Here is a 25429-nt window from a genome sequence, read left to right on the forward strand (position 1 = left end):
CGTCGGGTTTTGTCATGCGCGTTGAAGCCAGCCTTTTCAACTATCCAAAGTATTGGGCCGAGTGTTACGGCACAGCTCCTTTTTTGCCTATGTCCCGTGCCGAAATGGACAAACTGGGCTGGGACAGCTGTGACATCATCATTGTGACCGGCGATGCCTATGTGGATCACCCAAGCTTCGGCATGGCGGTGATTGGCCGCATGCTGGAAGCCCAGGGCTACCGGGTCGGCATTATTTCCCAGCCCGACTGGTCCAGCAAAGACGACTTTATGAAGCTTGGCCGCCCCAATCTGTTTTTTGGGGTAACCGCAGGCAACATGGATTCGATGATCAACCGTTACACGGCTGACCGCAAACTGCGCCACGACGACGCCTACACCCCCGGTAATATCGGCGGTAAACGCCCCGACCGCGCCGTGACCGTGTATACCCAGCGCTGCAAAGAAGCCTTTAAAGAGGTGCCTGTGGTGATTGGCGGCATCGAAGCCAGCCTGCGCCGCATCGCCCACTACGATTATTGGTCCGATAAAGTGCGCCGCAGCGTGATTTTCGATGCCAAGGCCGACATTCTGGTTTACGGCAACGCCGAAAGGCCCTTGGTGGAAATTGCCCATCGTCTGGCCCGCGGCGAAAGTGCCAGCGAACTTACCGATGTGCGCGGCACCGCGGTTATCAGCAAAACCCCTATGCCCGGCTGGCGTGGCATGGATTCGCGCAAAATCGATCAGCTGCATAAAATCGACCCTATCCCCAACCCTTATGGTGCCGATGATGTGGGCTGTCAGAATCTGTCTGGCCCCAGCGATGCCAAGGTGTTTAACGACGAAACTGCGCCCGATGGCGTGACCGTGGCCAAGCCCATCAGCATTCAGCCGCCCAAGCCGCGCCCATGGGAGCAAACCTATGTGCTGCTGCCGGCTTTCGAGCGGGTGAGCGAAGACAGATACCTGTACGCCCACGCCTCGCGTATTCTGCATCAGGAGCAAAACCCCGGTTGTGCCCGCGCGCTGTTCCAGCCCCATGGCGATCGTGGTGTGTGGGTCAATCCACCGGCATGGCCATTGTCCACCGAAGAGATGGATGCAGTGTTTGACCTGCCTTACAAGCGGGTGCCACACCCTGTGTACGGCAAGGAAAAAATCCCTGCCTACGACATGATTAAGACCTCGATCAACATCATGCGTGGCTGCTTTGGTGGCTGTTCCTTCTGCTCTATTACCGAGCACGAAGGCCGGATCATCCAGAGCCGCTCAAAAGAATCTATTGTCCGCGAAATCAAAGATATTCAGGTCAAGGTGCCGGGCTTTACCGGGGTGATTTCCGACCTCGGCGGCCCCACCGCCAACATGTATCGTTTGGGCTGTAAGAGCGAAAAGGCCGAAAAGACCTGTCGCCGTCTGTCCTGTGTATTCCCCAGCATCTGTGGCCATCTGGACACAGATCATCAGCACACCATTGATTTGTACCGCGCCGCCCGTGATGTGCCCGGTATCAAGAAGGTGCTGATTGCCTCAGGCGTGCGCTATGACCTCGCTATCGAAGACCCCCGTTATGTGAAGGAGCTGGCCAAGTACCACGTGGGTGGTTACCTGAAGATTGCCCCCGAGCATACAGAAGAAGGGCCGCTGTCGAAGATGATGAAGCCCGGCATGGGCACCTACGACAAGTTCAAAGAGCTGTTTGACAAGTTCTCCAAAGAGGCGGGCAAGGAGCAGTTTCTTATTCCTTACTTCATCTCGGCCCATCCGGGCACCACAGATGAAGACATGGTGAACCTGGCACTGTGGCTCAAGGAGCACAAGTTCAAGCTGGATCAGGTGCAGAACTTCTATCCATCGCCGATGGCCAATGCCACCACCATTTACCATACCGAGCTGAACTCGCTGAAAAACATCAAGCACAGCAGCGAAGAAGTACCGGTACCGAAAAAGGGCCGTCAGCGCCGCCTGCACAAGGCGCTGCTGCGTTACCACGACAGCGCCGGTTGGCCGCTTATCCGCGAAGCCCTGATTGCGATGGGCAAAGAGCACCTGATTGGCACAGGCACCCAGCATCTGGTGCCGCCGGAAGGCCGCGCCGAGCAGTGGGCCGCCAAGGGGCAGAATGGAAAGGCCCGCAACGACAAGGCTGGCAAAGGGCAAAAAGCCTTCACCCGCTTCAGCAGCAACCAGTTTGACGACCGCAAAGGCCCGGTCGAAAAAGCCTCAGGCGCCACTAAAGCCAAACCTCAGGGTAAAGGCGCTGCAGGCCCGGCAAAAAGTGGTCCGGCAAAAAGTGGTCCGAATAGCGGCAAAGGTGGCAATCCGCGCCCCGGCGCCAAACCCATATTCGGCAAGCCAAAGCCCGCCGGACAAGGTCAAAACCGCAAGCCGAACAAATAAGCTAGAGTCATAAAAACGCCGCATAATGCGGCGTTTTTGTTTTCAGCGACCCAGTAATCAACTCGATATTTGCCGTTAAAGCAGTGCAAGCGGCTTGATGATAAGAGCACTGAGGTAAAGGCCTAAGCCAAACACTGCGTGGGTGAGCAGGCTGTGCACGCGGGCATGCCAGGGCTTGGGCGACCGTGAGGCAGCAATGCCCATACCCAGCGCCGGTTGCAGTAACAAAAACGGCGCTGCCACTGTAACAAGTCCGAGGGCGATTGCCGGGGCTAAGGTGGGCTCAGTAAACCAGGTGGCACCGGCAAATGGCAGCAGCAGTCCGGCAAAAGCGATGCCGATGGCGTAATGGGCGAGCCAGCCTGTCAAGGTCTCGCCCTGCTGCTGTGCGGCCGCCGTTATCGGACTATGAGTAAAGCGTCCTTTGGGGATCCACAGCAGCCAGCGGCCAACCATGGCATAGTTTAGCGAAGGTACCCCAAACAGCCTGAGTCTGAGCACTGCCCAGAGATCCATTATCAGGGTTGCTCCCACGCCAATTATCAGTATTTGCAGCAAAAGTAGCATTCTTGTGTTCCGTCCTTGTGGTTAAGCAGTTTGCAGGGTACAACTTCAAGTCAACTTGAGGTCAAGGAGGGTGTGATGGACATTTCACAGGTAGCGAAACAGTCGGGTGTTGCGGCTTCAAGGCTCAGATATTATGAGGAAAAAGGACTTATTCACTCCATCGGCCGCGATGGTCTGAAACGGGTGTTTCCGCCCGGCATTTTGGAGCGACTGGCCCTGATTGCGTTGGGGCAGTCGGCGGGGTTCTCGCTGGACGAGATTGCCGGCATGCTCGGCCGCGATGGCAATCCGGAAATAGACAAAGCCAAGCTGGTGGAAAAGGCCGACGCGCTGGATGAGCGCATCAAGCAGCTTCGCGCCATGCGCGATGGCCTGAGGCACGCCGCTCAGTGCAGTGCTCCGAGTTACCTCGAATGCCCGAACTTCCAGCGTTTGATGCAGCATGCCGCGAAAGCTGACAAAAAGCAGCGTCACTCGGGTTCGGCCTCCAGGCACAAAACTCCTACGCGCTAAACTCTTACGCGCCAAACCTCTCGGGCTTGCTGTAAAGCGGTAAACCAGGGCGAGCCTTCCAACGCAAAAACGCAGGTCAGTTCAGCGTGTTGCCTGATAAGTCTATGTATTTATATTATCTTTATTCTGTATGAGCATTTAAAGTGGCAAACTCTTGCTGCAGCCAGTGGGCGAAGGCGCGCACCCTGTGGTTGTGTTCGCGCTTGGGATTTAGCCGCAGGCAATAGTTGTAGCCTGCAAATTCCGGCATGTGGTCTTGCTTTGCAAGCCACCCTTGTTTGACCACGGACTCGGCGAGCACATTGCTGATAAGCGCCATCCCTTGCCCCGCCAGTGCCGCCTGCAGAGTGTACTGCTCCTGCTCGAAACTTTTGATAGTAAAACCTAATCCGCCAACATATTGCTGCCATGGCAGATTGCCAAGGGCGCTGCTCTCCCGCCAGTGGGTCACAAAGAGTCTGCCTGATGGCTGAGAGGTAGTGCTGAGTTGGTAGCAGCTTTGCGTCTCGGTCGCGAGTAGGATTTCCCCCTCATTCAGCCCTTTACCGTAGCGCAGGGCGATATCCAGCTGCGCAGCTGCGCTGAAGTCTTGCAGGCTGTCACTGGCAAGGATTTGTACGTCGATGTCTGGATAGCGCTGCAGAAAATCTGCAAGCTTTGGCGCCAGCCACAGGGTGGCGAATGAGGTGCAGCAGGACACTGTGATTTGCGTGGCAGGCTTGGTCAGCTCTGTCAGGGTGTTACTGAGTTCGCTGAACATCCGCTCTGTGGTCGCTGCCAGTTTTTCACCTTCGGCGGTTAACACCACCTGGCGCACCTGCCGCTCGAACAGGCGAACATTCAAAAACTGCTCCAGATGCTTTATTTGATGAGAAATGGCGGTTGGCGTGACGTTAAGTGCCTCGGCAGCGACTTTAAAACTGTTGAAATGGGCCGCGGCCGCAAAGGCTTTAAGGTTATTCAGCGAGGGTAACTGTGAAAACATGGTGAGTGCCATAGATGAGGTAAGCTAAGTTATAGTGCGTGCTTTCTCGTTTGTCCGTCAAGGTGGTGCTTGCAAAAATGCCAGGGTCTTAATTACACCAAGGAATGCCCATGGCCACACTATTACAAATCGACTCCAGCGCCCGCAGCTTTGACCCTGAAAAGTCACAGCATCAATCCATTTCCCGAAAATTAGCTGATTGCTTTGTGAAAAGCTATCGGGCACAGCAGCCGGACACTGGATATATTCAGCGTGACCTGGCAATGACACCGCCGGATTTTATCAGCGTAGATTGGATTGCAGCCTGTTTTAAGAAGACCGAGCTTAGCGATGAAGAGGCGAAGGTATTGGCGCTTTCTGACGAACTTATAGATGAGGTGGCTTCAGCCGATTTGATAGTGATTTCGGCGCCCATGTATAACTACGGCATGCCGGCGGCGCTGAAGGCCTGGTTTGATCAGGTCATACGTATCAATAAAACCTTTTCCTTCGATTTGGCCCGTGGCGATTGCCCCATAGAGCCGATTTTTGGCGGTAAAACTCTGGTGCTGCTGAGCTCCTGCGGCGAATCCGGCTTTGAGCCCGGTGGCGCCCAGGCCCACAAAGACCATCTCGGCGCCCACATTCAGCTGCTAAGTCGCTACCTCGGCGCCAGCCGGTTTTTCCATGTTGCCGCTGAATATCAGGAGTTTGGCGACGAGCGGCACCATAAGTCAGTTGCCGAAGCGCTCAAGAAGGCTGAGTTGCTTGCTTTGGAATTGGCATCACCAATGGCAGCCTGGCGGTGAATAACCAGCTCAGGCGTTACCCTTCGGCAGCGGCAAGCTGTTATTGATAAGCCGCTGCACCTTTTCAAGCTTGGGGGCTATGTCCACCTGGCAGAAGGGGCGCTCGGGGTCGGTTTGATAGTAGTTTTGGTATTCGGCCGGTGAGGCTTTGAAGCCTTCGAGGGGCAAAATTTGGGTGATGAGGGGCTCGGGGAATTCGTTGCCAAGCACAGTTAATATCTCAGCTAGGCTTTGCTGCTGATTGTGGTTGTGATTGTGGTTGTGATTGCGAAAATACAGCGCCGAGCGATATTTACCGCGCATGCAGTGTGCCTTGGTGGCCGCGTGGGTATGCAGGTGCACCCGGATAAGTTGCTCTTCGCTTATCTTTTCGGGATCAAAACTCACCCGTACCGCCTCTGACCAGCTCTCATAGGGCGGCGTAGAGCGTGCAAAGCCCTGCTCGACCTTGATTACCCCGCTCAGGCTTTGAAACACAGCCTCGGTACACCAGTGGCAGCCACCTCCCAGAGTAATTTGGGCAAAGGCGCAGCCCGGCTGAGTTGCAGCAACATCTGCCGTTGGTTTATTTGGGTTCGAAGCGAGTGTTGGGTTGCAGCGTGTCTTTTGTGGCATAGAAACCCCCATGGTTTATTCAAAAGACCCGTAAAGCGTATTTTGGCTTTCGAGCGCTCGCTTCTTTGGCCATGGCCACCATGGCGAGCAACAGGGGGAAGGTATTCTGGCAATACCACAAGGGCCGGCCCGCTTGTGGATTTGCAGCTTGCCTGCTTAACCGGCAGTTTGGCCAATTGCCGGAAAATCAGGGGTGTTACTGGAGCTGTGATATCAGTGTTTTGCTTCGTTGTGGGGCAGCACCGCGATGCGCTCGCGCTCATCGTCAGTTGATGTTTGGCTGATGGGCTCTGGTGGCGCCAGCCTGTAGTCGAGTTGTACCTCAACCCCTTTACTGGCCTTTGGCTCGTATTTCCATTGGTTCAACGCATCGATTGATACCTTATCGAACACGCCTTCGGGCTCAGATTTAAAAATCACCACGTTGAATACAGTGCCCTTGGCATCGATATCGAACCTTGCCTGCACATAGCCTTCGATACCCTGTTTGGCGGCGTTAATAGGGTACCTGGGCTCAATGCGAACCACAGGTTTGCTGAGTTCAGCACTGTCGCCTGCCATGGCCGGAGCCTGGGCCCAAATACCGAGTGCGGCTACCAGTGCCAGTGGTGTCAGCAGTGATGCGGCGCTGAAGCCCTTGCTGTGTTTGAGCTGGATGAGTCTTTGTTTCATGGTGTGTTTATCTCCATAGTGGTGTGAAAGCGGCTGCCAACTCCGGGCAACCGTGGCGGCATTACCAATAAGCGCGCGGCCATAGGCAATGCGGTCGGCCTGGCTGAGTTCAATGGTGACATCGGCGTCGCAGGCCATTTCCTGATCCTGTCTGAAGCGGCGATACGCCAGCAGGCACAGGGGGTTAAACCAGCACAGGCACACAAGCGCCAGTGCAAGTAAGTTGCAATGCAAGTCGCCCCGGCGCCAATGGCTGAGCTCGTGGGCGAGGATAAGCTGCTGATCTTTATCGCTGAAACGCGCCTCAAAACCTTCAGGCAGCACAACAGTGGGGCGAAAAACGCCAAACACAAAGGGGCCTTCGGCTTCGGTGGAGGTCAGCAAACGTGCGCCTGTGCTCCTGGTGTCTGCGGCAGGTTTGGCGAGTCTGATGAGCTTGGTAAGGCGCAGTAAACTTAAGCCGATAGCCGCGAGCGCAATCGAGAGGCCTGTGGCATAAGCCGCGCTCAGCCAATCGGTGTTGCTGGCGCCGTGGGAAAGCTCGCCCAGAGTGACTCTATAGGTTGCCATGGCGCTGTTGCTGACGGGGCTTGCCATAGGCACCAGCAGCGCCAGCAAGAGTACCGGCACACTCAGCCACAGGCCGTATTGGAAGCGGGCACCAAAGCGCTCCAGTACCCAGGGGCGCAGCAGCAAAAGCAGGGCCAGCAGCAGCGTCAGTGGCGGCGTGAGCCTGAGAATGAGCTCAATCATGCTTTTGCTCCTTCTCCCAGGCATCGATTAGCTGCTTAAGCTCGGCAACGTCCTCTTGGGTCAGCTTGTTGTTGCCCGCAAAGCCCGCCACCAGTGGTGCCAACTTGCCGCCAAACACCCGCTCGATAAAGCTCTGGCTCTCTTTACGCTGGTAGGAATGCTCCGCAAGCTTTGGGAAGTACAGATAGGCGCGGCCATCCTTTTCAAACCCCAGCGCGCCTTTATTAACCAGCCGGTTTATCAGGGTCTTAACGGTTTTTTCATGCCATTCGCCGCTTTGGTTAAGCGCCTCGACTATGTCGTTGGCGCTGAGGGGCGCCTGTTGCCACAGCACCTTAAGCACTTCCAGTTCGGTGGGGCTGATGTCTTTTAATTCTGGTTGAGTCATGGCCATGCCTGCACTTTTGATTACAGATGTAATATTAAACCTATTACAAATGTAATCGATGTGGCAAGCATAATTTTTAAACTGTGAAGTTTTGCTTGATAACCGGGGCTTTGCAGTCAGAGCTAAACCCAGGTATTCGGGGTTATGGGTGAGTCGACCAGTTTATAAAGAATCAATGCCTGGCCTGGCTAAAGGCGCCTTGGGTTTAGGTCTGAGCCGAAGGCTCCTGCGCGATTTTTGCTGTTAATACATGATCTTCCCATTGGCCGTTGATTTGAAGGTAGGCGCGGGCGAGGCCTTCTTTTTCAAAGCCGAGCCGCTGCAGCAGGGCGGCGGATCTGTGGTTGGATGGCATATAGTTGGCCATTACCCTGTGTAGTTTCAGCTCATCGAAGGCATAGGTGAGGGCGGCTTCACACAGCTTGGTGGCAAGGCCCTTGCCCTGCAAAGCCTGATCAATACCGTAGCCCAGATAACAGGCCTGAAACGGGCCGTGCACCTGATTACTGAGGGTGGCCATGCCCCAAATATGCGCTGGGCCTGCCAGCACCAGATAACTGCAATTACTGGTTTCAACCAGCGATGCCTCAATGCGCTTCTGCCACTGGGCAGTGCTGTGATAATCCGCCGCCCGCAGCGGCTCCCAGGGCGAGAAGTGGGCCTGATTACGGCAAAAGTAGTCTGCCACCGCGCTGGCATCCTCCTCGCGTATCAGCCGTACAGCGCAATTTTTTGCATCGAATTCAGCGGCTTTGCTGTGGTGCTGGCTGAGGCACTGGCTGCGGCACTGGCTGAGATTGTCTGGCGGATTTGGCATGGCAGGGTTCCGGTGGCGGGCAAATTTCAAGCATCCTTTAATTTTTAAGATGTTACACTCGGATAACAGTTTCACCAATTCCAGCAGGAGTCCGAATGGTCAATCATTGTCTGGCGGCGCTGACCCGGTACCCACTGTTTTTAATGCTCGGCTTGGCGGTAATGGCGTTATTCAGTTTGTTGGATGGCGAGCCCTGGCTCAGTGCAAATCGATTGTTGTTATTTGTTGGCGTGACGCTGGGGGTGGCGGGTGCCCTGCTTTTGTTAGTCGCCGCAGGACTCTTTCGGCGGGTTGGCACCACGGTAGACCCAACCAAGTCGCCGGATGCATTGGTGACCCACGGCTTGTATAGCTTTACCCGTAACCCCATGTATCTTGGGATGTTATTGCTGCTGGTGGCCGAGGTGTGTTTACTGGGCCGAGCTGTGGTGTTGCTGTCGCCGCTGTGCTTTTATGTGCTGATGAATGGCCAGCGTATTCCCGCCGAAGAGGCCATGGTGGAGGCGCGTTTTGGTGCCGCATTTAGCGACTATAAGGCCCGGGTGAGGCGCTGGTTATAGCCGCCTGGGTGATTTGCTGCTTGGCAGCATAGGGTTCATTTTTGAATGAACACGCGATTGCCCCGGCTATTGGGGCAGAGCTGAAGGAGGTTTCCCATCGACATGATAGAGCCAATCAAGTACGTCAAAGCCCCCGGCCGCATTCTGATTGTCGGCTTCGGCAGCATAGGTCAGGGCCTGTTGCCGCTTATCCTGCGTCACATAGATATCTCCCCCAAAAACATCAGTATCATCACAGCCGACGACCGCGGCCGCGAAGAGGCCGACAAGCTCGGCATTCGCTTTATCGAATTGCCTCTCACCCGCAAAAACTACCAGAGCGAGCTGACGCCGCTGCTGGGCAAGGATGACTTTTTGGTGAATCTATCGGTGGATGTATCGTCCATCGCGCTGATCGAATTTTGTCAGGCTCGTGGTGCCCGTTACATAGATACCTGCATCGAGCCCTGGGCTGGCGGCTATACCGACCCCAGCAAGTCTTTTGCGGCGCGTTCGAACTATGCGCTGCGGGAGCGGGTGTTGGCACTGAAAGACAAGTATCGCGGCGGCCCCACCGCCGTGGTGGCTCAAGGGGCCAACCCGGGCATGGTGTCCCATCTGGTGAAGCAGGCGCTGATGAACCTGCAGCAGGACATACTCGGCACCCATATCGAGCCCAAGAGCCGCGATGAATGGGCCAAGCTCGCCCATGATCTCAATATCGAGGTGATTCATATCGCAGAGCGTGATACCCAGGTGGCCAATCAGGCCAAGGCCATGGATGAGTTTGTGAATACCTGGTCCTGCGATGGGTTTGTCAGCGAAGGCGCTCAGCCCGCCGAACTTAGCTGGGGCACCCACGAGAAGCACTTCCCCCGGGACGGCGGTCGCCACGACGAGGGCTGCGGTGCGGCCATTTACTTAAAGCGCCCCGGCGCCACGGTGAAGGTGCGCACCTGGACGCCAAATTATGGCCATTTTCACGGCTTTTTGATCACCCACAACGAAGCCATTTCCATCGCCGATTTCTTCACCCTAAAGCAGGATGGCAAGCTGGTGTATCGCCCCACCTGCCACTACGCCTATCACCCTTGCGACGATGCGGTGATGTCGCTGCATGAGTTCAATGGCAAAAATTTCCAGCTGCAATCACGGCAGCGGCTGATGCGGGACGAGATTGTCAGCGGCATCGATGAGCTGGGCGTACTGCTGGCGGGCCACAAGAAGAATGCCTACTGGTATGGCTCGCAGCTGTCTATCGAGGAGGCGCGGGCGCTGGTGCCCTTCAATGGCGCCACCAGTCTGCAGGTTACTTCGGCGGCGCTGGCGGGTATCGTCTGGGCGCTGGAAAACCCCAATGCCGGGGTGGTGGAGTCGGACGAGATGGACTATCGCCGCAACCTGGAGATCATGGGGCCTTACCTTGGGCCTGTGGTGGGGGAGTACACCGACTGGACCCCGCTGTATGAGCGCGGCGAGCTGTTCCCGGAAGATGTGGATGACGACTACGCCTGGCAGTTTAAAAACGTGCGGGTGTAGATAAAGCAAAAAAGCGCCACGGCAAGGGGCCGTGGCACTGAGGTTATGACCAAACCCGCGGCGCCGGAGGAAGTGGAGGTCGGCGCCGATAGTCCGGGCCATTATGGCGAATGCTCCCGGAATTGGCGGTCATCAAGGCGTGTGTGTCACGCAGCTTCCTGAGGATCAGAAAAAGTAGTTAATGCCCACCGCGAACTGGTTGTCTTCCAGTGCTTCCAGCGACTTGTCGTCCATATCGGAGAAGTCGAGTTTGGCTTCGAAAAACATCACTGTATCCAGGCTGTAGCGATAGTGCAGCCCCACCATGGCGAAGCGGCGGGTCCAGTTGCCGCTGATGGGCGTGCTCTGGTCTGTATCCAGATCCAGATAACTCAGCACTGCCATGGGCACAAAGCCGTTATCGGCCTGCCAGGCCAGCATCAGCTCGGCGCCGGTGGCATCGTACAGATCGCCGTTTACCTGCTCGTTATTCTCACTCTTGTGGGCATTGAAGCCCACATAGAGACCGTCGGCTTTGCGCTCATCGGCATAGTGGTAATAGCTGCCGTACATGGCGCCTATACCGATGATTTGGTTGGCTTCATCGATTTGGCTGTTGCCAATGTGGCCGGTAATGTCGCCGCGGTTCATGCCCGCCAGCAGGCTGAATTTGTCGGTCACAGCCCAGGTGATAGAGGCGCCGTAGCTGTTGTCGAAACTGAGTTTGGCATCGTCAATCTGGTTGCCATCGCTGTCGGTAACGCTGATATCACCGTTGTTTTTGGCGGCATACTGCAGCGCAACTGAGAGCGGGCCAAAGCTGTTGCGATACTGGAAGGCGCTGTCGGCGCGGCCGGTGCCGGTGAGGCCGCCATCGCCAAAGCCGTAGGCGCCCACGCTGTAACCGGCAAATACGTTCGGCAGGTCGGTGGTGCCGGCCACATCATAGTAGGCGCCCCACTGCTTGCCGAAGGTCAGGCTGCCGTATTTATCGTGTGACAGGCCCACATAACCCAGACGGTTATTGAGGAAGTCGCCGCTCTTTTCGGCGCTCAGTTTGCCGCCCTGCATCACCAGATCTTCGTTGCCGGAGACGATATTCACGCCCCATTCTGTGACCGCATAGGCGCGCCAGCCGTTGCGCTCTTCGCGCTCGAAGGTAAAACGCAGCTGCGACAGGTTATCGTTTACGGCGGTTTCGTCGCCATCGTAGAGGGCGTTGAAGCCGAGCCAGCCGGTGAGGCCAAGGCTGTTCTTGTTGTCGTTGTAAAGCTCCATGGCGTTAGCTGTGCTGGCGCCAACCAGCAGTGGCAGCAGCAGTGCCAGGTATGATTTTTTCATGATTCCACCTTTGAAATGCTTGTCGTGGCCCCGCTCTGTGGCGAGGCCTTATTTGTGTTGTGTTCAGGCCTGTTGCAGGCGCAATTCGTTTTTCTTGGAGATAACGCCGTACAGGGTCCAGCCGAAGAAGGTGGCGATGGAGCCCAGCATCACCGCGGTTTCACCTGAGCTGTACAGGGCGTAGAAGCTGTAGAGCGCCCCCATTACCGCCATGCAGTTGGCGACACGGGCCTTGCTGACCGGAATGTTCATCTGCTTTTGCATTACCCCAAGGGCGGCCATCGACAGGATGTAAGGGATGATGTTGGTCACCACCGCCAGGTTCACCAGGGCTTCAAACTGCTTGTTCAGCGAGGGGCTGATGGTCATCAGACTCAGCACCGACTGGATTGAAACAATAGTCAGCATGCCCAGCACAGGCGCTTCGGCCTTGGTGACCTTGGAGAAAATTTTGGGGAAGAAGCCTTCGTCGGCAGAGGCCTTGAACACCTGAGCTATGGTGAACTGCCAGCCCAGCAGCGAGCCGGTGCAGCTGATGATGGCGCAGGCCATGACGATGGCACCAATGGTGGGGTTAAACATTTGAGCAAAGGCCAGACCGAAAGGCGCGTTCGACAGCGCCAGCTCGCCGTTTGGCACAATACCGGCAATCACGTTGGTGGAAACTATGTAAATCAGCGCCGCGCCCAGGGTGCCGCCCATTACCGCGATAGGCACGTTCTTCTCTGGATTTTCAACCGCTTCTGAGTTGGCACAGGCCGATTCCAACCCCAGGAAAGCCCACAGAGTCATGGCGATGGAGCCGCCCAGCGCTTCAAAGAATGGCAGATTGTGTGGGTTCCAGGCTGACTTGTAGAGGTCAAAGTCGAACCAGAACCAACCTATGATGGATACGCCAATCACCGGCAGGATGATGCCCCACACAGTGATGCTGGACACCTGACCCGTTATGCGGGCGCCGCCGAAGTTGGCGACAGTGGCGAGCCACAGTACACCTATGGTGGCCAGACAGGTGGCGATGGGGCTTAACTCCACGCCAAACAGCACGGCGCCGTAGCCCACCGCCGAGATGGCAATGGCCACGTTGGCAATCAGCAGCGATACCGCATAGGTGTAGTTGGCCATAAAGTTGCCGCTGCGACCGAAGGCGTATTCGGCGTAGCCGCCCATGCCGCCGGATTTTTTACTGAACATACCGCATTTGGCGAAGGCAAAGGCCAGCGCTGTGGAGCCGGCGGCCGTGACCAGCCATGAGAGTACCGAAATGGTGCCCACCTGTGCCAACTGGGTCGGCAGCATGATGATGCCCGAGCCCATCATGTTAACTATGGTGAGAATGGTGAGTTGAACCACGCCTATCTTGTTGTTTGATTTACTCATAATAGTGTCTCGATTCGTTTTGGTTTTAAGGGGCGGCGTCCCTTGGCCGCCCCGCCGTTATCAATGCTTGAGCACGTAACCCATGGCCTGTACCCGACCGCTGTCGCTGCGCTCCAGATACACGCCCTGCAGCTCGGGGGCGAAGCCCGGCAGCAGGTTGATGCCTTCCTCCAGTGCCAGGAAATAGCGCTGCACCGCGCCGCCCCAAACCTCGCCGGGCACCATACAGAGCACGCCGGGTGGGTAAGGCAGGGCGCCTTCGGCCGCGATTTGGCCTTCGATTTCGCTGAGCGGCACCAGCTCGGCCTTGCCGCGCACAAAGGCGATATTGGCTTCCTGTGGATTCATCACCGCTTTGGGGAAGTGAGCTGCACGGAACATCTCTTTTTGCAGCTGCTTCACATTTCGGCTGACATAGAGGTCGTGCATTTCCTGACACAGGCGACGAATGCTGTAGCCTTCATAACGCTCGCGGTTGGCGCGATAGACGTTGGGCAGCACCTCGCTTAGGGGCGCGTCTTCGTCAATCAGCTTCTCGAAGCGGGCTATCTGGGCCACCAGATGCTGCATCTTGGCCATGTCTTCTGCGGGGGTCATGAGGAACAGGATGGAGTTAAGGTCGCACTTCTCTGGGATGATGTTGTTTTCACGCAGGAAGTTGGCAAGGATGGTGGCCGGGATACCGAAGTCTTCGTACTCGCCGGTCTCGGCATTGATGCCGGGGGTGGTGAGCAGGAACTTACAGGGGTCGACAAAGTACTGGCCCTTCTCGTAGCCCTCGAACGCGTGCCATTTGAGGCCAGGTTCGAACTCGAAGAAGCGCAGGTCATCGGCCATTTTCTCGGTGTCAAAGCTCTGCCAGGGCTCGCCTTCCACAGTAGTTGGGATAAAGGGCTTGATGTACTTGCACTTTTTCAGCAGCAGCTTACGCGCTTCGATACCGGCTTTTACCGCCTCGCGCCACAGATAACGGCCGCTGGCGCCTTCGTGCATCTTGGCGTTCACATCCAGCGCCGCAAACAGCGGATAGAAGGGGCTGGTGGAGGCGTGCATCATAAAGGCGTTGTTGAAACGTTTATGGTTGCAGTAGCGCTGTTGTCCCTTGATATGGCGGTCTTTTTTATGGATTTGCGAGGTTTGTGAGAACCCGGCCTGCTGCTTGTGTACCGACTGGGTAACGATAATGCCGGGATCGTCAGCGCCGAGTTCCAACAGCAGCGGCGAGCAGTCTTTCATCATCGGAATGAATTGCTCGTAGCCCACCCAGGCCGAGTCAAACAGGATGTAGTCACACAGATGACCGATGCGATCCACCACCTGACGGGCGTTGTAGATGGTGCCGTCGTAGGTGCCAAGCTGGATGATGGCGAGGCGGAAGGGGCGCGCTTCCTGTACCCGGTCTGGCGCCACCTTGCCGATTTCGTCCCGCAGGTAGGCTTCATCGAAACAGTGGGAGTCGATACCGCCGATAAAGCCGAAGGGGTTACGGGCCGTTTCCAGATAAACAGGAGTGGCACCTGCCTGAATGAGGGCGCCGTGGTGATTGGATTTGTGGTTGTTGCGGTCGAACAGCACCAGATCGCCGGGGGCGAGCAGGGCATTACACACCACCTTGTTGGAGGCGGACGTGCCGTTCAATACAAAGTAGGTTTTGTCGGCGTTGTACACCTTGGCGGCGTAAGCCTGGGCGTCGTGGGGGGCGCCTTCGTGGATAAGGAGGTCACCGAGCTTCACGTCGGCATTACACATATCCGAGCGGAATACAGTTTCGCCAAAGAAATCAAAGAACTGACGGCCAACGGGATGTTTACGGAAGAACTGGCCACCCTGATGCCCTGGGCAGGCAAAGGTGGAGTTACCCATTTCAACGTACTTTTTCAGGGTGCCGAAGAAGGGCGGCAGCAGGGATTCCTGATAACGGCGCACCGCAGTTTCGACCTGTTTGCCATAAAAGTCGGTTTTGGCATTACAGAGTTCAAATACCCCGGTGATGGCATCGCAAAAATCATCGGGGAAGGCTTCTTCACAGCAAACAGAAACAAATATCGGTAAATTCAAACCGGTATTTTTAATTTTGTCGACAATGCCATTATTTACATCAGTAACAGAAACAACGGCTGCACCCACGTCACAAAAGTCTGTGGTTAATACGTTGATGACTTCCCGTTTAGTATCAAAACAGGCACGAACAGATAAGCTGGCAGCAATTTTTAACGAATTCATAATTAACCTGATTAATTTTGGTTAGCCGGACCCCTGCCAATATTTAATAAATCGACATGGTAAATTCCGGGCAGCCGAATGGGTGCTGACAAATCAGGACTGCGAATTAATAAAAAGGCGCAGAGTTTCCCTGACAGAGTCAGTCCAGGCTGGCAGATAAATTTAGTTTTTTATGCGATAGACTCTCGGGCGACAGATAGCCCAAGGCGTCCGGCGAAGGCAGGATTAAAGCAGGAAGAAGAATGAATAGTCGAAGTAGTCGCGTTGCTCAGGCATCATGATATGCCTCGTTCGGCGAATATGCGCCATGATCTTTGATTTCTTTCTCATATACAACTCCATTACGAATATAAAGAAACCAGTGGAAGAAAATGCCTCATTTGGCAGGGTGATTTTATCCGTGCATCAGCAAAGATAATTTGAACTGAATCATAAAAAATAAACTCTGTTAAAAAATGTAACCCCATGTAATCAGTGTAATTATTTTTATTAATTTACGTGATATTAATTCAATGGCCACTCAATTATTAAAATGGATAATCGTGATATGCATGTTAATTTTATAAAAGTGGCCTGGAATCTTTATTTAATCAGTTTGGATGAATAATACTTCATCATCACTGACACTCGAAGGCTTTTCGCGTACAGTAAACGCTCTGAGGCAGAGGAGCATGGCCATGGCAGACAGCGAATACAGTGACAGCGGTTTTTGGCAAAAGGTGAAGGATTTTGCCAAGCAAGCGGGTCGTGAAGTGATAGAAAAGGCGCTTTGGCTCTACTATGCCGCCCAGCGTCCGGAGACCCCTGCCTGGGCCAAAACTATTATCTTCGGCGCCCTGGGCTACTTTATTACCCCGGTGGATGCGATTCCGGATCTCACGCCATTGCTGGGCTTTACCGATGATTTGGGCGCCCTGGCTGCTGCGCTGACCATGGTAGCTGTGTATATCGATGAGGATACCCGCGCCAAAGCCGCCGACAAGCTGGATAACTGGTTCGGCGCCGATAAGCCAACTGATTGATATTGAAATACTATTTCATCAGTTTCACAAAGGCTGAAAATATTCTTTTTCTGGCCTATTCCGGTTTTTCGGGCGTGGCGATATAGTGTTGCCACGCTGATCCCAGCAGTCCTGCCGAGAAACCCCATGATCCCTTTTTCACCACCTGCCAATGCGGCCAAGTCCACGGGTCGGGTGACGCATGCGTAAGCAACAGCTCGAATTTACCTATATGCGCGCCATTGCCATTTTATGGATTGTGGCCGGGCACAGTATTTATAACTCGGGACAGGGATTTCCGCTGGGGCTGGAAAACCTGCTCAGAGGCGGTACGGCGCTGTTTGTGTTTATCTCGGGCTACTTTTATCACCGCATTTTTTATCCGCGGATGGTGTACAAAGAGTTTATGAGCGCCAAGGTGCGCAATGTGCTGGTGCCGTTTTTATGGGTGTCGCTGGTGGGGCTTGCTATGCTGGCGACCCAGTGGAGCCTGATGTACGACCGGCCGCTGTCCGAGGTGGCCAAGGGCATCTACTACACGGTGCGAAATGGCTACGTGCTTTACCCGCACTGGTATATTCCCTTCATCATGGCAGTGTTTGCCATCTCGCCGGTGTTTTCGGCTTATATTCGCCTGAGTGCCACTGCCCGCTGGTTGATTTTCGCCGCCATGTGTCTGGTTTCCGTGTATATTCACCGGCCCATAGGCAATATCAATGTGCTGCATTCGGTGGTGTATTTCACTCCCTTCTATCTGATGGGTATTCTCTATTCCGCCCATGAAGACTGGCTGCGCCGTCATGCATTGCCGCTGCTTGGCGCGGCGTTGGTAGGCACTGTGCTTAGTCTGTATATGCAAACTTATGTGTCTGGCCATGTTGGCAATTATCACAAGGCGGCGCTGGCCTTTGGCGGGGTGGACTGGCAGTTTGTGCAGAAGTTCAGCCTGTGCGTGCTGGCGGTGGGCCTGTGTCTGTGGATGTCACAGCAAACGCTGTCTGAGCGCGCCAACAAGGCCTTGGGTTCGCTGGCGGAAATGAGCTTTGCCATCTTCTTTATTCACCCGCTGTTTTCCATTGTGTTTGGGGTTATAACCGGTCTGCTGCGCTTTAAACTGGCCCCCGGCAATATGTGGACGTCGCTGGCTTTGTCATTGTTTATTTTTGTCTTTTTGCTGGTTGGCAGCGTGCTGACCGCCAAAGCCATCAAGGCAAAGCTCGGCGATCGCTCCCGCAGTTACATCGGCTGGTAATGGTTTGCTGGTGTGGTTTGCCCATCCTTAAGGCTGATTTCACCCTCGGTTGTTAGTCTGAAAGTTTTCCGGGGGAGAATAACAATGAACTATAAACTGACTCTGCTGCCCGCCCTGCTGCTGGTCAGCAGCTCGGCCGTGGCTGCGCCGCCGCATCTGCAATTTTTCGACAGCCTCAGCGCCCTGTGCGGCAAGGCATTTGAAGGCAAGGTTACCCGCAGCGATGCCAGCGACGATGGCTTTGCCTCATCGCGGCTGGTGATGCATGTGCGTGAGTGCAGCGACAATCAAATCAAGGTGCCTTTCCATGTGGGTGAAGACAGATCCCGTACCTGGGTGATCAGCAAAACCGACACTGGACTGCGTCTCAAGCACGACCACAGATATGAAGATGGCCGCGAGCACAAGGTGACCCAATACGGCGGCGATACCGCCGATGTGGGCAGCGCCCGCTGGCAGTCGTTCCCGGTGGATAGCTTTTCCATCAATAATTTCAACAACAACGGTCTGACCCAGTCGGTCACCAATGTGTGGCATTTGGGGTTGAATCGGCAAAGTTTCAGTTATCGCCTAACCCGCGAGAATCGTGATTTTCTGGTGGAGTTTGATTTGACCCGCCCCATCGAACAGCCACCTGCGCCCTGGGGACACCAATAAGCGCATTGCGGCAGGCAAACAGCAAAAAGGCGACCCTGGGGTCGCCTTTTGTTTTGGATTAACGAGTTTGACAGAACTTACTTGCCTTCAAAAGTGAAGGATTGTCCGGCCAGTGCCGCCTCAAACATCAGCCCGCCCTTGGCGGCTGTAAACACTGTCATGCCATTGATATAGGCCGCGGTGGCGTTCTGGGCGCCGCCTGACTGGCCAGCACCGGCTGAGTTGCCTGTGGTGCCAGCCTGGGCATTGGCGCCGACGTTGATGGCCACGGCCGATGCCTGACCACTGAACTCGAAGCTGCCGCTGGTAAAGTCACGGAAGGCTTTTTCGTCTTTAAAGAAAATGATCTCGCTGTAGGCCTGGCCGCCCAGCTGCAGGCCAATGGACACCTGAGTCATGCTGGAGTCGCCCACATAGGCGCCCTGACGAAACACCCGGCCCTTGCCGTAGGCCGCGCCAATGCCTATGCCGCCCTTGCCAATGGTGGGGAACAGGGCATAGCCGTAGGCGGTGTCGAAAAACTTGTGGGTTTCACTGGCTTGTCTGAAGGTGGCCAGCGCATCCTGATATTTGGCGTCATCCTCGGCCGCAGTGGCCTGGCCGATACCCAGCAGCATCAGAGTTGCAAGCAACAAAGTCTTCAATGATTTCATGGTGCTCTCCTAATTCGGGTGGAGTGGTTGACAGACACCAGCATAGGCTCAGGCTAAAAAAAGTGAATAGCATTCAGTAAAAAAGCGTCCGAAAGGACGCCTTTTTTGCTCAGATGTCAGCCGGGGTTAAGGTTCAATCCCCAAAACGTAATAGTTAAACCACTTCAGATCCCACTCCATTTTGGCCTTGCGGTGCTGATACTTCGAAAGCCCATGGCCCTCGCCGGGATAGACCACCAGTTCCACCGGTACACCCAGATAGTTGTGCAGCGCCCGGTACAGACCCTGGGCATGGCCAAGGGGCACCCGGGCATCCTTCTCGCCGATGTGGATAAGGGTTGGGGTTTTGATTTTGTCGGCGTGGCTCAGGGACGAGCCATGGGTGTAGGCATCGGCTTTTTCCCAGGGCAGGCCTTCCATAAAGTTGACCACGTGGCCCGGAGTGTCTTCGAGCATCCACTGCAAACGCTGATCGAACACCCCAGCGCCTGAACTGGCCGCCTTGAAGCGGTCGGTGGTGCTGATAAGCGCGTTGGTCAGATAGCCGCCGTTGGACCAGCCCATCACCGCCAGCTTGTCCCCATCAACAATGCCATCGGCAATCAGCTTATCGACGCCCGAGAGGATGTCTTTGACTTCGATATCATGTTCGCGGCCCACCAGATCGGTGAGGAACTTGTCGCCATAGCCGGTGGAGCCCCGATAGTTGGGTGACAGCAGGGCCCAGCCCTGGGCCGGGAAGCTGGCGCGGCCATAGCTGCGATGTTGCAGCGAGTACGGCGTAGCGGCGGTGGGGCCGCCGTGGATTTGCACCACCAGTGGCAGCTTGCCTTTGGATTTATCCCAGCCAAAGGGCAGTTCCAGAATGCCTTCCACCTCAGTGCCGTCCGGCGCCTGCCACTTGTAAATGCTGATTTGTGGCAGCTGCCAGTCGGCGCTCTGGGGGTTGATATTGGTCAGGCGCTTGGGGGTGGCCTTTTTACCATCGGCATCGGCAACAAAGAGATCGCTAAAGTGGCTCAAACCGTTGTGGCTGAAGGCGAGGCGCTGGCCGCGGCTGTCGAAACTGTAACCGCCCATCACCAAATCACCGCCGACCACAGCGCGGGTGTCGCCCTGCTTGAGGCCATTGATTTCAGTGCAAAACAGCTTAACCCGAGCCGCTTCGGCGCCGCGATAGCACAGCTCATCGCTGCCCGGACGCCATTGAATATCGGCACCATTGAGGGTGACCTTGCCGGGGCGGGTGAGTTCCATCTGGCCCTTACCCTGGGTATTCACTACAAACAGACGCCCCGGGTGGCCGTCAAAGTCGATGCGAAATGCCAGCCGCTCGCCCCTGGTGTCCCAGGCCAGACCCTCGAGCCAGCCATAGGGGGAGGCCGCCTGCTCACGCCAGGCCTTGTCTTCCAGTACCCGGTTTTGTTTATCAGCGGTATTGAACACTTCAACCCGCGACCAGCCTTCGAGGTACACCAGCTCGTTATCGTCGGTGGTGATGCGGGCGATTTGCTTGCCGTCGGGGCTGACACTGAAGTCCCACACTACCTTGTCGTCGTCCAGCAGCAGTTCCTGACGGAAGTTTTGCAGATCCAGCCTGTACAGCGGGTTGGTGTCACGCTTGCCATGGCCATACTGAGGCGCACTGTGGCTGGCGCGAATGCCGGCCCAGGTATCCTTGTCTTTGGTTTCTTTGTTGGCGAGGAAGTAGAGCGCAGCGCCGTCTTTGGACAGCTCAAAAGCGTTTACACCGTCTTTTTCACGGGTCATGGCCACGGCTTCTGAGCCGCCTTTGGCAATACGGAACACCTGCGGCTTGCCATTGTAGGGGGCCTTGGCGCCTTCACGCTTTTCTTTGCCTATGTAATAGATGAACTGGCCGTTGGGGCTCCAGACCGGGCGGGACTCGCTCTCGTCGGTGAAGGTGAGACGCACTGGCGCCCGATTTTGCAGATCGATTTGCCACAGTTCGGCCTGGCTCTTGTCGAGTTCCTTATCCCAGCGGCTTTCGAGCCAGAGCGCGTGATTACCGTCGGGACTGATAACCACAGAACCCATGTTGGCGATACTGAAAAAATCATCGATGGTAATTTGATGGGATGGTGCGGCCATGGCGGCAGGCGCGGCCAGTAATCCGGCCATCAGCAGACGTTGGTAAAGCGGTGACATCAACAATTCCCCCGTAGTTGAAAACGAGGTTCACCTTAACGTCTTGGTTATAAAAACACCATGAAAAAGCTTACTTTTTTTCCTCCTGCAACAACTCTTGCAGGTAGTTGAGTTCATCGGCGCTCAGCAGTTGGCTGCTGGATTTCTGGCTGATATTGCTCGGCAGAGTGAGCTTGCCGCGAAGGTAGGCGGCGCGGGTAATTTGATGCAAACCGTAAAAGGCCAGCAGGTACAGGCTGAGCAGTAAAATCATCCGTGGCAGCATCAGCATCAGTTCACTGGCGCCATCGCCGAAGTATATCGGGATCAGGGTAAGTACGACCCTGAGTAACCAGTTGAACATCAGCGCCAGGCACAAAGTCATCAGCCAGCGAAAGCGGATGTCCTGCAGGTTTTCTTCATGGGCGCGGGCGCTGCGGCCGCGATGGCTGAGTAAGAGTCTGAAAATCAGCATGAAATACATGCAGGTTTGCAGAAACAGCAGCACGGTCAACACCGCCGTGAGCGGGGTGTAGTCGGCGAGGGAAAGCTTGTCGCCGTCGCTGGGATTCATCAGCCCGGGGCGCAGCATCTGGTCGACGGCTACCCCAATGGCAATCAGAGGCGCGGGCAAATAGTGATACCAAAAATGGCCCCGGCGTTTGCACAGCGCCTGGTGGCAATATTGATACAGCAGCGGCATCAGGAGGAAGTAGCCGGGAATAAACAGGCTGTAGATCAGTGGCATCGGCAATGACACCGTATGGCGGGTGAGCAGGCCACTGAAAAAGGTCAGCGAGACCAGCGAAAAGATCCCCGCCAGCAGCCGGTGGTTGCCACTTTTAGCATGGTAGAGGTAGCGCAGATAGAGTCCGAGTCCCAAACAGTGGAGCCCGCCGAGCAGCGATAGCCACTTAAAGGTTTGCTCCAGAAACTCCGTCATGGGCGCGCACTCATGTTGTTGAAAAAGTTACCGTTCGAACTCCTGTTTTAGCCCATGCGCGCTGCGGTGGCAATCCTGCCTTATTCTGATGCTGCCTTTTGTAAACGCTGATGACGGTTTGAGAGATTTTTGGGCGGCTTGCCCGGCGCCGCTTTACGCTCCAGCAACAGATGGCGAATGGCAAGAATGGGGTGGGGCAGCAACATCCGCGGTCCGGCATAGCGCATTATGGTGCGGGCCTGCTCCCGTGGCTCAGGTTTGTAACAGTGCACCGGGCACTTGTTGCAGGTGGGCTTGTCCTGCCCATAGGGGCAGCGGTCCAGACGGGTTTTGGCGTATTCCAGAAACGCCTGACACTCATCGCAGGGGCTCTTGCAGCCATGATGATCGCGGCAGTAGATGGCAACCATGGCGCTGATAGTGGCAAACTCCCGCCCCAGATTACCGCTTAAGATGATGGATTCGGCCATGGAAAATACCCAAGTGTTTTACTTGGTTTTATCTTAGTCCCCGTGACCAGTGAACTCAAAAGTGGATCGTCAAAGCATGAAGGTGCGCACAAAAAGAGCCTTTTATGCCATAGGTAAATTTTGATGCCCGATGCCACGGAAGGTGCATAAATACTTGATTTGAACAGGTGAAATGCTCTAATAATAACCACTGCTCCCGGCGTCGACAGGATGCCGGACATTGGGGAATGGCGGCGAGGCTGCCAAGAGAAACAGGATACACACCATGAAAATCGTTGTACTCATCCTGCTGGTGCTGGCTGGGGTCTTCCTTTACATACGTGCCAAGCGTCTGGCTACCGAAGAGCAATATGGTCGCAGTGACCGCCCTGAGGCCGGAAAATCCAACGCGCCCGCCGAAGTAGAGCCAGAAAAGGCCGTTGAAGTACAGGAAAAGACTGCTGAAGTGCTGGAAGCAGAAGTATCGGACAAAGCCGCTGTGGACGACGTGGCCGCTGCAGAGGACGTTGAAGCGACCCAGAAAATTGAAGCAGTTGCAGCCGAGCCTGCCAATGAAGTGGTGGCCGAGGTGGTAGCAGCTAAACTGCCAGAGCCAGAGCCAGAGCCAGAGCCAGAGCCAGAGCCAGAGCCAGAGCCAGAGCCAGAGCCAGAGCCAGAGCCAGAGCCAATTATCGACACTCCCGCTGCCGTTGTCACAGGGCTGGCGGTGCCTGATTTTGCTGCCGAGCCACTGGCGCGTGCCATCCGTGAATTCAATGGCGCTGGCAGCGATGAGCTGAAGCATCAAAGCCTGCTGGCGGCCATCAATGAATGCTACAAGCAGCGCAAGGACGCCGCGCACCTCGGCTTTGGTGCCGGTCTTGCTGACGACTATGCCAAGCTGGCCATCAAGGTGCTGGGTTCGGGCAAGCCGCTCAAGGGCGTCGGCTTTATGCAGCTGGCAACCCTGCTCAATGACAAGGGCGACTTCAACGGCGCCATCGACATTTGTCGCCAGGCACTTGACCACGGTCTGTCCGACGGTACAGTCACCGGCTTCGAAGGGCGTATTACCCGTATCGAAAAGGCCCGCGACAAGGCTGCCGGCTAGTCCAGACTGGCAAGGGCCTGCCCAAGCGGGATAAAATACAAGGCGGTGCAGTTGGCACCGCTTTTTTATTGGGAGTTGTGGTTGAAACGTCTCATCGTAAGCGTGCTTGCTACCCTGTTGCTCGGCGCCTGTACCCAGGCGGATCAGTGGACACTCACCTTTCGGCAAACGCCAGTGCAGGGCCAGTGGCAATTCAGCGACATTGCCGGTTACTACCCGAGTCTCGAGCAATGTCAGGCCAAGGGCGAAGGCTTGCGGCGCCTCGCCGGTGATACAGGTCAGTATCAGTGCGCACAGCAATGCGAGGCCGAGCAGGGCCTGCTCAGCTGCGCCCTGATTGCCCCTTCGACATCATTCCCCAGCGCGCAAGAGAACCAATGAATATCCAACACATCAGCCTCGATAAAGAGGCCATCAGCCTTGCCGTTCGCGGCGACATAGATTTTGACCGCTTTGACGAATTTGCCGAGCCGCTCGCTGCCGCCCTCGACTGCCGGGTGCTGGAGCGGCAATGGGGCGCCGACCGCCATCAGTGGCTGCTCGATTTTGAAGGCTGCCGCTTGTGGCTGAATTTTGAGTTTTACGGCGACGTAGCCTGGCTTGCCAGCGATCGGGAAGAAGACCTCGAAGTGCTGGCCTTCCTGGCTGGTTTGCTTGCTCCACTGGTCCAGGGGGATGCCCAATGAGCGCCGCGTTTCATTTTCATTCGCTCACGCCGGATACCATACTCGATGCTATTGAATCTGTGGGTATCTATCCAGAAACCGGTCTTACGCCGCTGAATAGTTTTGAGAACCGGGTGTATCAGTTCCGCTGTGACCGCGGCAACCGTTATGTGACCAAATTCTATCGCCCCGAGCGTTGGACTGATGCCCAGATTGCTGAAGAGCACGGCTTTGCCTTTGAACTGGCCGATGCCGAGGTGCCGCTGGCGGCCCCTGTGGTGTTGGATGGCAAGAGCCTGTTTCATTTCAATGGGTTCCGCTTTGCACTGTTTCCGTCCATCGGCGGTCGGCCATTCGAGATGGACAACCTCGACCAGTTGGAGGCCGTGGGCCACTTTATAGGCCGTCTGCATCAGGTTGGTAAGGGCGGACAGTTTGCAGCCCGTGAGACCCTGACAGCCGCCATGGCTGCTGAGGCGCTGGCTGAGCTGCTGTCATCATCCCATGTGCCCGAGGCGCTGCGCGCCGATTTTGCGGCGGCAGGCCAGGCGCTGGTGAGCGCCATTGAGCAGGCCTGGATAGAGACGACAAGCCTGCGGCTGCATGGCGACCTGCATCCGGGCAATATTCTCTGGACCCCGGATGGTCCCGGGTTTGTTGATTTGGATGATGCCCGCAGTGGGCCCGCGGTGCAGGATTTGTGGATGATGCTGGCGGGTGACGACAATGAGCGGCGCATGCAGCTCGATACCTTGCTTGGCGCTTACGAAGAGTTTTGCGACTTTGATATGAAGGAGTTGGCGCTGATTGAGCCGCTGCGGGGGTTGCGGATGCTCAGCCATATGGCCTGGATCGGCCGCCGCTGGCAAGACCCAGCCTTTCCTATGTATTTCCCCTGGTTTGCCGACGAGGCTTACTGGCTGCGGCAGATTAGGGATATGCAGGCTCAGGTACAGCAAATCGGCCTGCCGCCCTTGACTCTGCAGCCCTTTTGACGTGTTTTGTAACACAAAGTTGAACTATGGACTTGAGATAGCATCAAAAAGCATATTAGTTTAGGCTTCGCCCAA

26 protein-coding genes are annotated in these 25429 nt (G+C 55.8%); 12 read left to right on the top strand and 14 right to left on the bottom strand.

Annotation, left to right across the window (positions count from 1 at the left end; all coding sequences use genetic code 11):
* Positions 1–14 precede the first annotated feature (14 nt).
* Positions 15–2381, top strand: a complete 2367-nt coding sequence (locus MJ923_RS13525) for a YgiQ family radical SAM protein (protein WP_240591546.1) — start codon at positions 15–17, stop codon at positions 2379–2381.
* A gap of 75 nt (positions 2382–2456) precedes the next feature.
* Here MJ923_RS13525 and MJ923_RS13530 read toward each other — a convergent pair whose 3' ends face one another.
* Positions 2457–2948: a DUF2938 domain-containing protein gene (locus MJ923_RS13530; protein ID WP_240591547.1), complete on the bottom strand. Its 492-nt coding sequence runs from the start codon at positions 2946–2948 to the stop codon at positions 2457–2459.
* Between the two features lie 75 nt (positions 2949–3023).
* On the opposite strand from MJ923_RS13530, the gene MJ923_RS13535 reads away from it, so the two are divergent.
* A complete protein-coding gene (locus tag MJ923_RS13535) occupies positions 3024–3461 on the top strand; it encodes a helix-turn-helix domain-containing protein (protein ID WP_240591548.1) in 438 nt (145 codons plus the stop codon).
* Positions 3462–3582: 121 nt separating this feature from the next.
* On the opposite strand, the gene MJ923_RS13540 is transcribed toward MJ923_RS13535, so the two are convergent.
* The gene (locus tag MJ923_RS13540) at positions 3583–4446 is read right to left on the bottom strand and encodes a LysR family transcriptional regulator (RefSeq protein WP_240591549.1); all 864 of its coding nucleotides are present in this window, start codon (positions 4444–4446) and stop codon (positions 3583–3585) included.
* A gap of 110 nt (positions 4447–4556) precedes the next feature.
* On the opposite strand from MJ923_RS13540, the gene MJ923_RS13545 reads away from it, so the two are divergent.
* Positions 4557–5234 carry an FMN-dependent NADH-azoreductase gene (locus tag MJ923_RS13545; protein WP_240591550.1) on the top strand — a complete coding sequence of 226 codons (678 nt, stop codon included), beginning with the start codon at positions 4557–4559 and terminating at the stop codon, positions 5232–5234.
* A gap of 9 nt (positions 5235–5243) precedes the next feature.
* Here the strand turns inward: MJ923_RS13545 and MJ923_RS13550 are convergent, their stop codons facing one another.
* The 4 genes from MJ923_RS13550 to MJ923_RS13565 form a co-directional block, all read right to left on the bottom strand.
* Positions 5244–5849, bottom strand: a complete 606-nt coding sequence (locus MJ923_RS13550; RefSeq protein ID WP_240591551.1) for a peptide-methionine (S)-S-oxide reductase — start codon at positions 5847–5849, stop codon at positions 5244–5246.
* Between the two features lie 213 nt (positions 5850–6062).
* Positions 6063–7274 carry a M56 family metallopeptidase gene (locus MJ923_RS13555; protein WP_240591552.1) on the bottom strand — a complete coding sequence of 404 codons (1212 nt, stop codon included), beginning with the start codon at positions 7272–7274 and terminating at the stop codon, positions 6063–6065.
* A complete protein-coding gene (locus MJ923_RS13560; protein ID WP_240591553.1) occupies positions 7267–7662 on the bottom strand; it encodes a BlaI/MecI/CopY family transcriptional regulator in 396 nt (131 codons plus the stop codon). The genes MJ923_RS13555 and MJ923_RS13560 overlap by 8 nt, the downstream gene beginning before the upstream one ends.
* Before the next feature lie 205 nt (positions 7663–7867).
* Positions 7868–8479, bottom strand: a complete 612-nt coding sequence (locus tag MJ923_RS13565; RefSeq protein WP_240591554.1) for a GNAT family N-acetyltransferase — start codon at positions 8477–8479, stop codon at positions 7868–7870.
* Positions 8480–8574: 95 nt separating this feature from the next.
* On the opposite strand from MJ923_RS13565, the gene MJ923_RS13570 reads away from it, so the two are divergent.
* Together MJ923_RS13570 and MJ923_RS13575 are read left to right on the top strand one after the other, a co-directional pair.
* On the top strand, positions 8575–9039 hold the full coding sequence (locus MJ923_RS13570) for a methyltransferase family protein (protein WP_240591555.1): 465 nt from the start codon (positions 8575–8577) through the stop codon (positions 9037–9039).
* Between the two features lie 102 nt (positions 9040–9141).
* A complete protein-coding gene (locus MJ923_RS13575) occupies positions 9142–10557 on the top strand; it encodes a homospermidine synthase (protein WP_240591556.1) in 1416 nt (471 codons plus the stop codon).
* A gap of 165 nt (positions 10558–10722) precedes the next feature.
* Here MJ923_RS13575 and MJ923_RS13580 read toward each other — a convergent pair whose 3' ends face one another.
* The 4 genes from MJ923_RS13580 to speFL all read right to left on the bottom strand — a co-directional run bounded on the left by MJ923_RS13580 (position 10723) and on the right by speFL (position 15810).
* Positions 10723–11877, bottom strand: coding sequence for a porin (locus MJ923_RS13580; protein ID WP_240591557.1), 1155 nt, complete (start codon positions 11875–11877; stop codon positions 10723–10725).
* A 63-nt stretch (positions 11878–11940) separates the two neighbouring features.
* Positions 11941–13257 carry a putrescine-ornithine antiporter gene (potE, locus tag MJ923_RS13585; RefSeq protein ID WP_240591558.1) on the bottom strand — a complete coding sequence of 439 codons (1317 nt, stop codon included), beginning with the start codon at positions 13255–13257 and terminating at the stop codon, positions 11941–11943.
* Between the two features lie 60 nt (positions 13258–13317).
* On the bottom strand, positions 13318–15480 hold the full coding sequence (gene speF / locus MJ923_RS13590; protein WP_240591559.1) for an ornithine decarboxylase SpeF: 2163 nt from the start codon (positions 15478–15480) through the stop codon (positions 13318–13320).
* A gap of 225 nt (positions 15481–15705) precedes the next feature.
* Positions 15706–15810, bottom strand: coding sequence for a leader peptide SpeFL (gene speFL / locus MJ923_RS13595; protein ID WP_011761440.1), 105 nt, complete (start codon positions 15808–15810; stop codon positions 15706–15708).
* A 347-nt stretch (positions 15811–16157) separates the two neighbouring features.
* Between speFL and MJ923_RS13600 the strand changes: the two genes are divergently transcribed.
* The 3 genes from MJ923_RS13600 (at position 16158) to MJ923_RS13610 (ending at position 18390) form a co-directional block, all read left to right on the top strand.
* Complete coding sequence (locus MJ923_RS13600) at positions 16158–16502, top strand: YkvA family protein (protein WP_240591560.1); 345 nt, start codon at positions 16158–16160, stop codon at positions 16500–16502.
* A 181-nt stretch (positions 16503–16683) separates the two neighbouring features.
* Positions 16684–17733: an acyltransferase family protein gene (locus tag MJ923_RS13605; protein ID WP_240591561.1), complete on the top strand. Its 1050-nt coding sequence runs from the start codon at positions 16684–16686 to the stop codon at positions 17731–17733.
* 84 nt (positions 17734–17817) lie between these two features.
* The gene (locus tag MJ923_RS13610; RefSeq protein WP_240591562.1) at positions 17818–18390 is read left to right on the top strand and encodes a hypothetical protein; all 573 of its coding nucleotides are present in this window, start codon (positions 17818–17820) and stop codon (positions 18388–18390) included.
* Positions 18391–18467: 77 nt separating this feature from the next.
* On the opposite strand, the gene MJ923_RS13615 is transcribed toward MJ923_RS13610, so the two are convergent.
* The 4 genes from MJ923_RS13615 to MJ923_RS13630 form a co-directional block, all read right to left on the bottom strand.
* The gene (locus tag MJ923_RS13615; RefSeq protein WP_240591563.1) at positions 18468–19043 is read right to left on the bottom strand and encodes a YSC84-related protein; all 576 of its coding nucleotides are present in this window, start codon (positions 19041–19043) and stop codon (positions 18468–18470) included.
* A gap of 126 nt (positions 19044–19169) precedes the next feature.
* A complete protein-coding gene (locus MJ923_RS13620; protein WP_240591564.1) occupies positions 19170–21212 on the bottom strand; it encodes an alpha/beta hydrolase family protein in 2043 nt (680 codons plus the stop codon).
* 70 nt (positions 21213–21282) lie between these two features.
* Positions 21283–22134: a hypothetical protein gene (locus tag MJ923_RS13625; protein WP_240591565.1), complete on the bottom strand. Its 852-nt coding sequence runs from the start codon at positions 22132–22134 to the stop codon at positions 21283–21285.
* 80 nt (positions 22135–22214) lie between these two features.
* A complete protein-coding gene (locus MJ923_RS13630; protein WP_240591566.1) occupies positions 22215–22604 on the bottom strand; it encodes a nitrous oxide-stimulated promoter family protein in 390 nt (129 codons plus the stop codon).
* A 265-nt stretch (positions 22605–22869) separates the two neighbouring features.
* Between MJ923_RS13630 and MJ923_RS13635 the strand changes: the two genes are divergently transcribed.
* The 4 genes from MJ923_RS13635 to MJ923_RS13650 all read left to right on the top strand — a co-directional run bounded on the left by MJ923_RS13635 (position 22870) and on the right by MJ923_RS13650 (position 25354).
* Entirely contained in the window at positions 22870–23694 is an 825-nt protein-coding gene (locus tag MJ923_RS13635) for a hypothetical protein (protein WP_240591567.1), read from the top strand.
* 81 nt (positions 23695–23775) lie between these two features.
* Entirely contained in the window at positions 23776–24075 is a 300-nt protein-coding gene (locus MJ923_RS13640; RefSeq protein WP_240591568.1) for a hypothetical protein, read from the top strand.
* Complete coding sequence (locus tag MJ923_RS13645) at positions 24072–24380, top strand: DUF3630 family protein (RefSeq protein ID WP_240591569.1); 309 nt, start codon at positions 24072–24074, stop codon at positions 24378–24380. The genes MJ923_RS13640 and MJ923_RS13645 overlap by 4 nt, the downstream gene beginning before the upstream one ends.
* Entirely contained in the window at positions 24377–25354 is a 978-nt protein-coding gene (locus MJ923_RS13650) for a serine/threonine protein kinase (protein WP_240591570.1), read from the top strand. Before MJ923_RS13645 ends, MJ923_RS13650 begins: the two co-directional genes overlap by 4 nt.
* Positions 25355–25429 lie beyond the last annotated feature (75 nt).

Origin of the sequence: Shewanella zhuhaiensis (assembly GCF_022484835.1) — a bacterium.
In the GTDB taxonomy this organism is placed as follows: Bacteria; Pseudomonadota; Gammaproteobacteria; order Enterobacterales; family Shewanellaceae; genus Shewanella; species Shewanella khirikhana.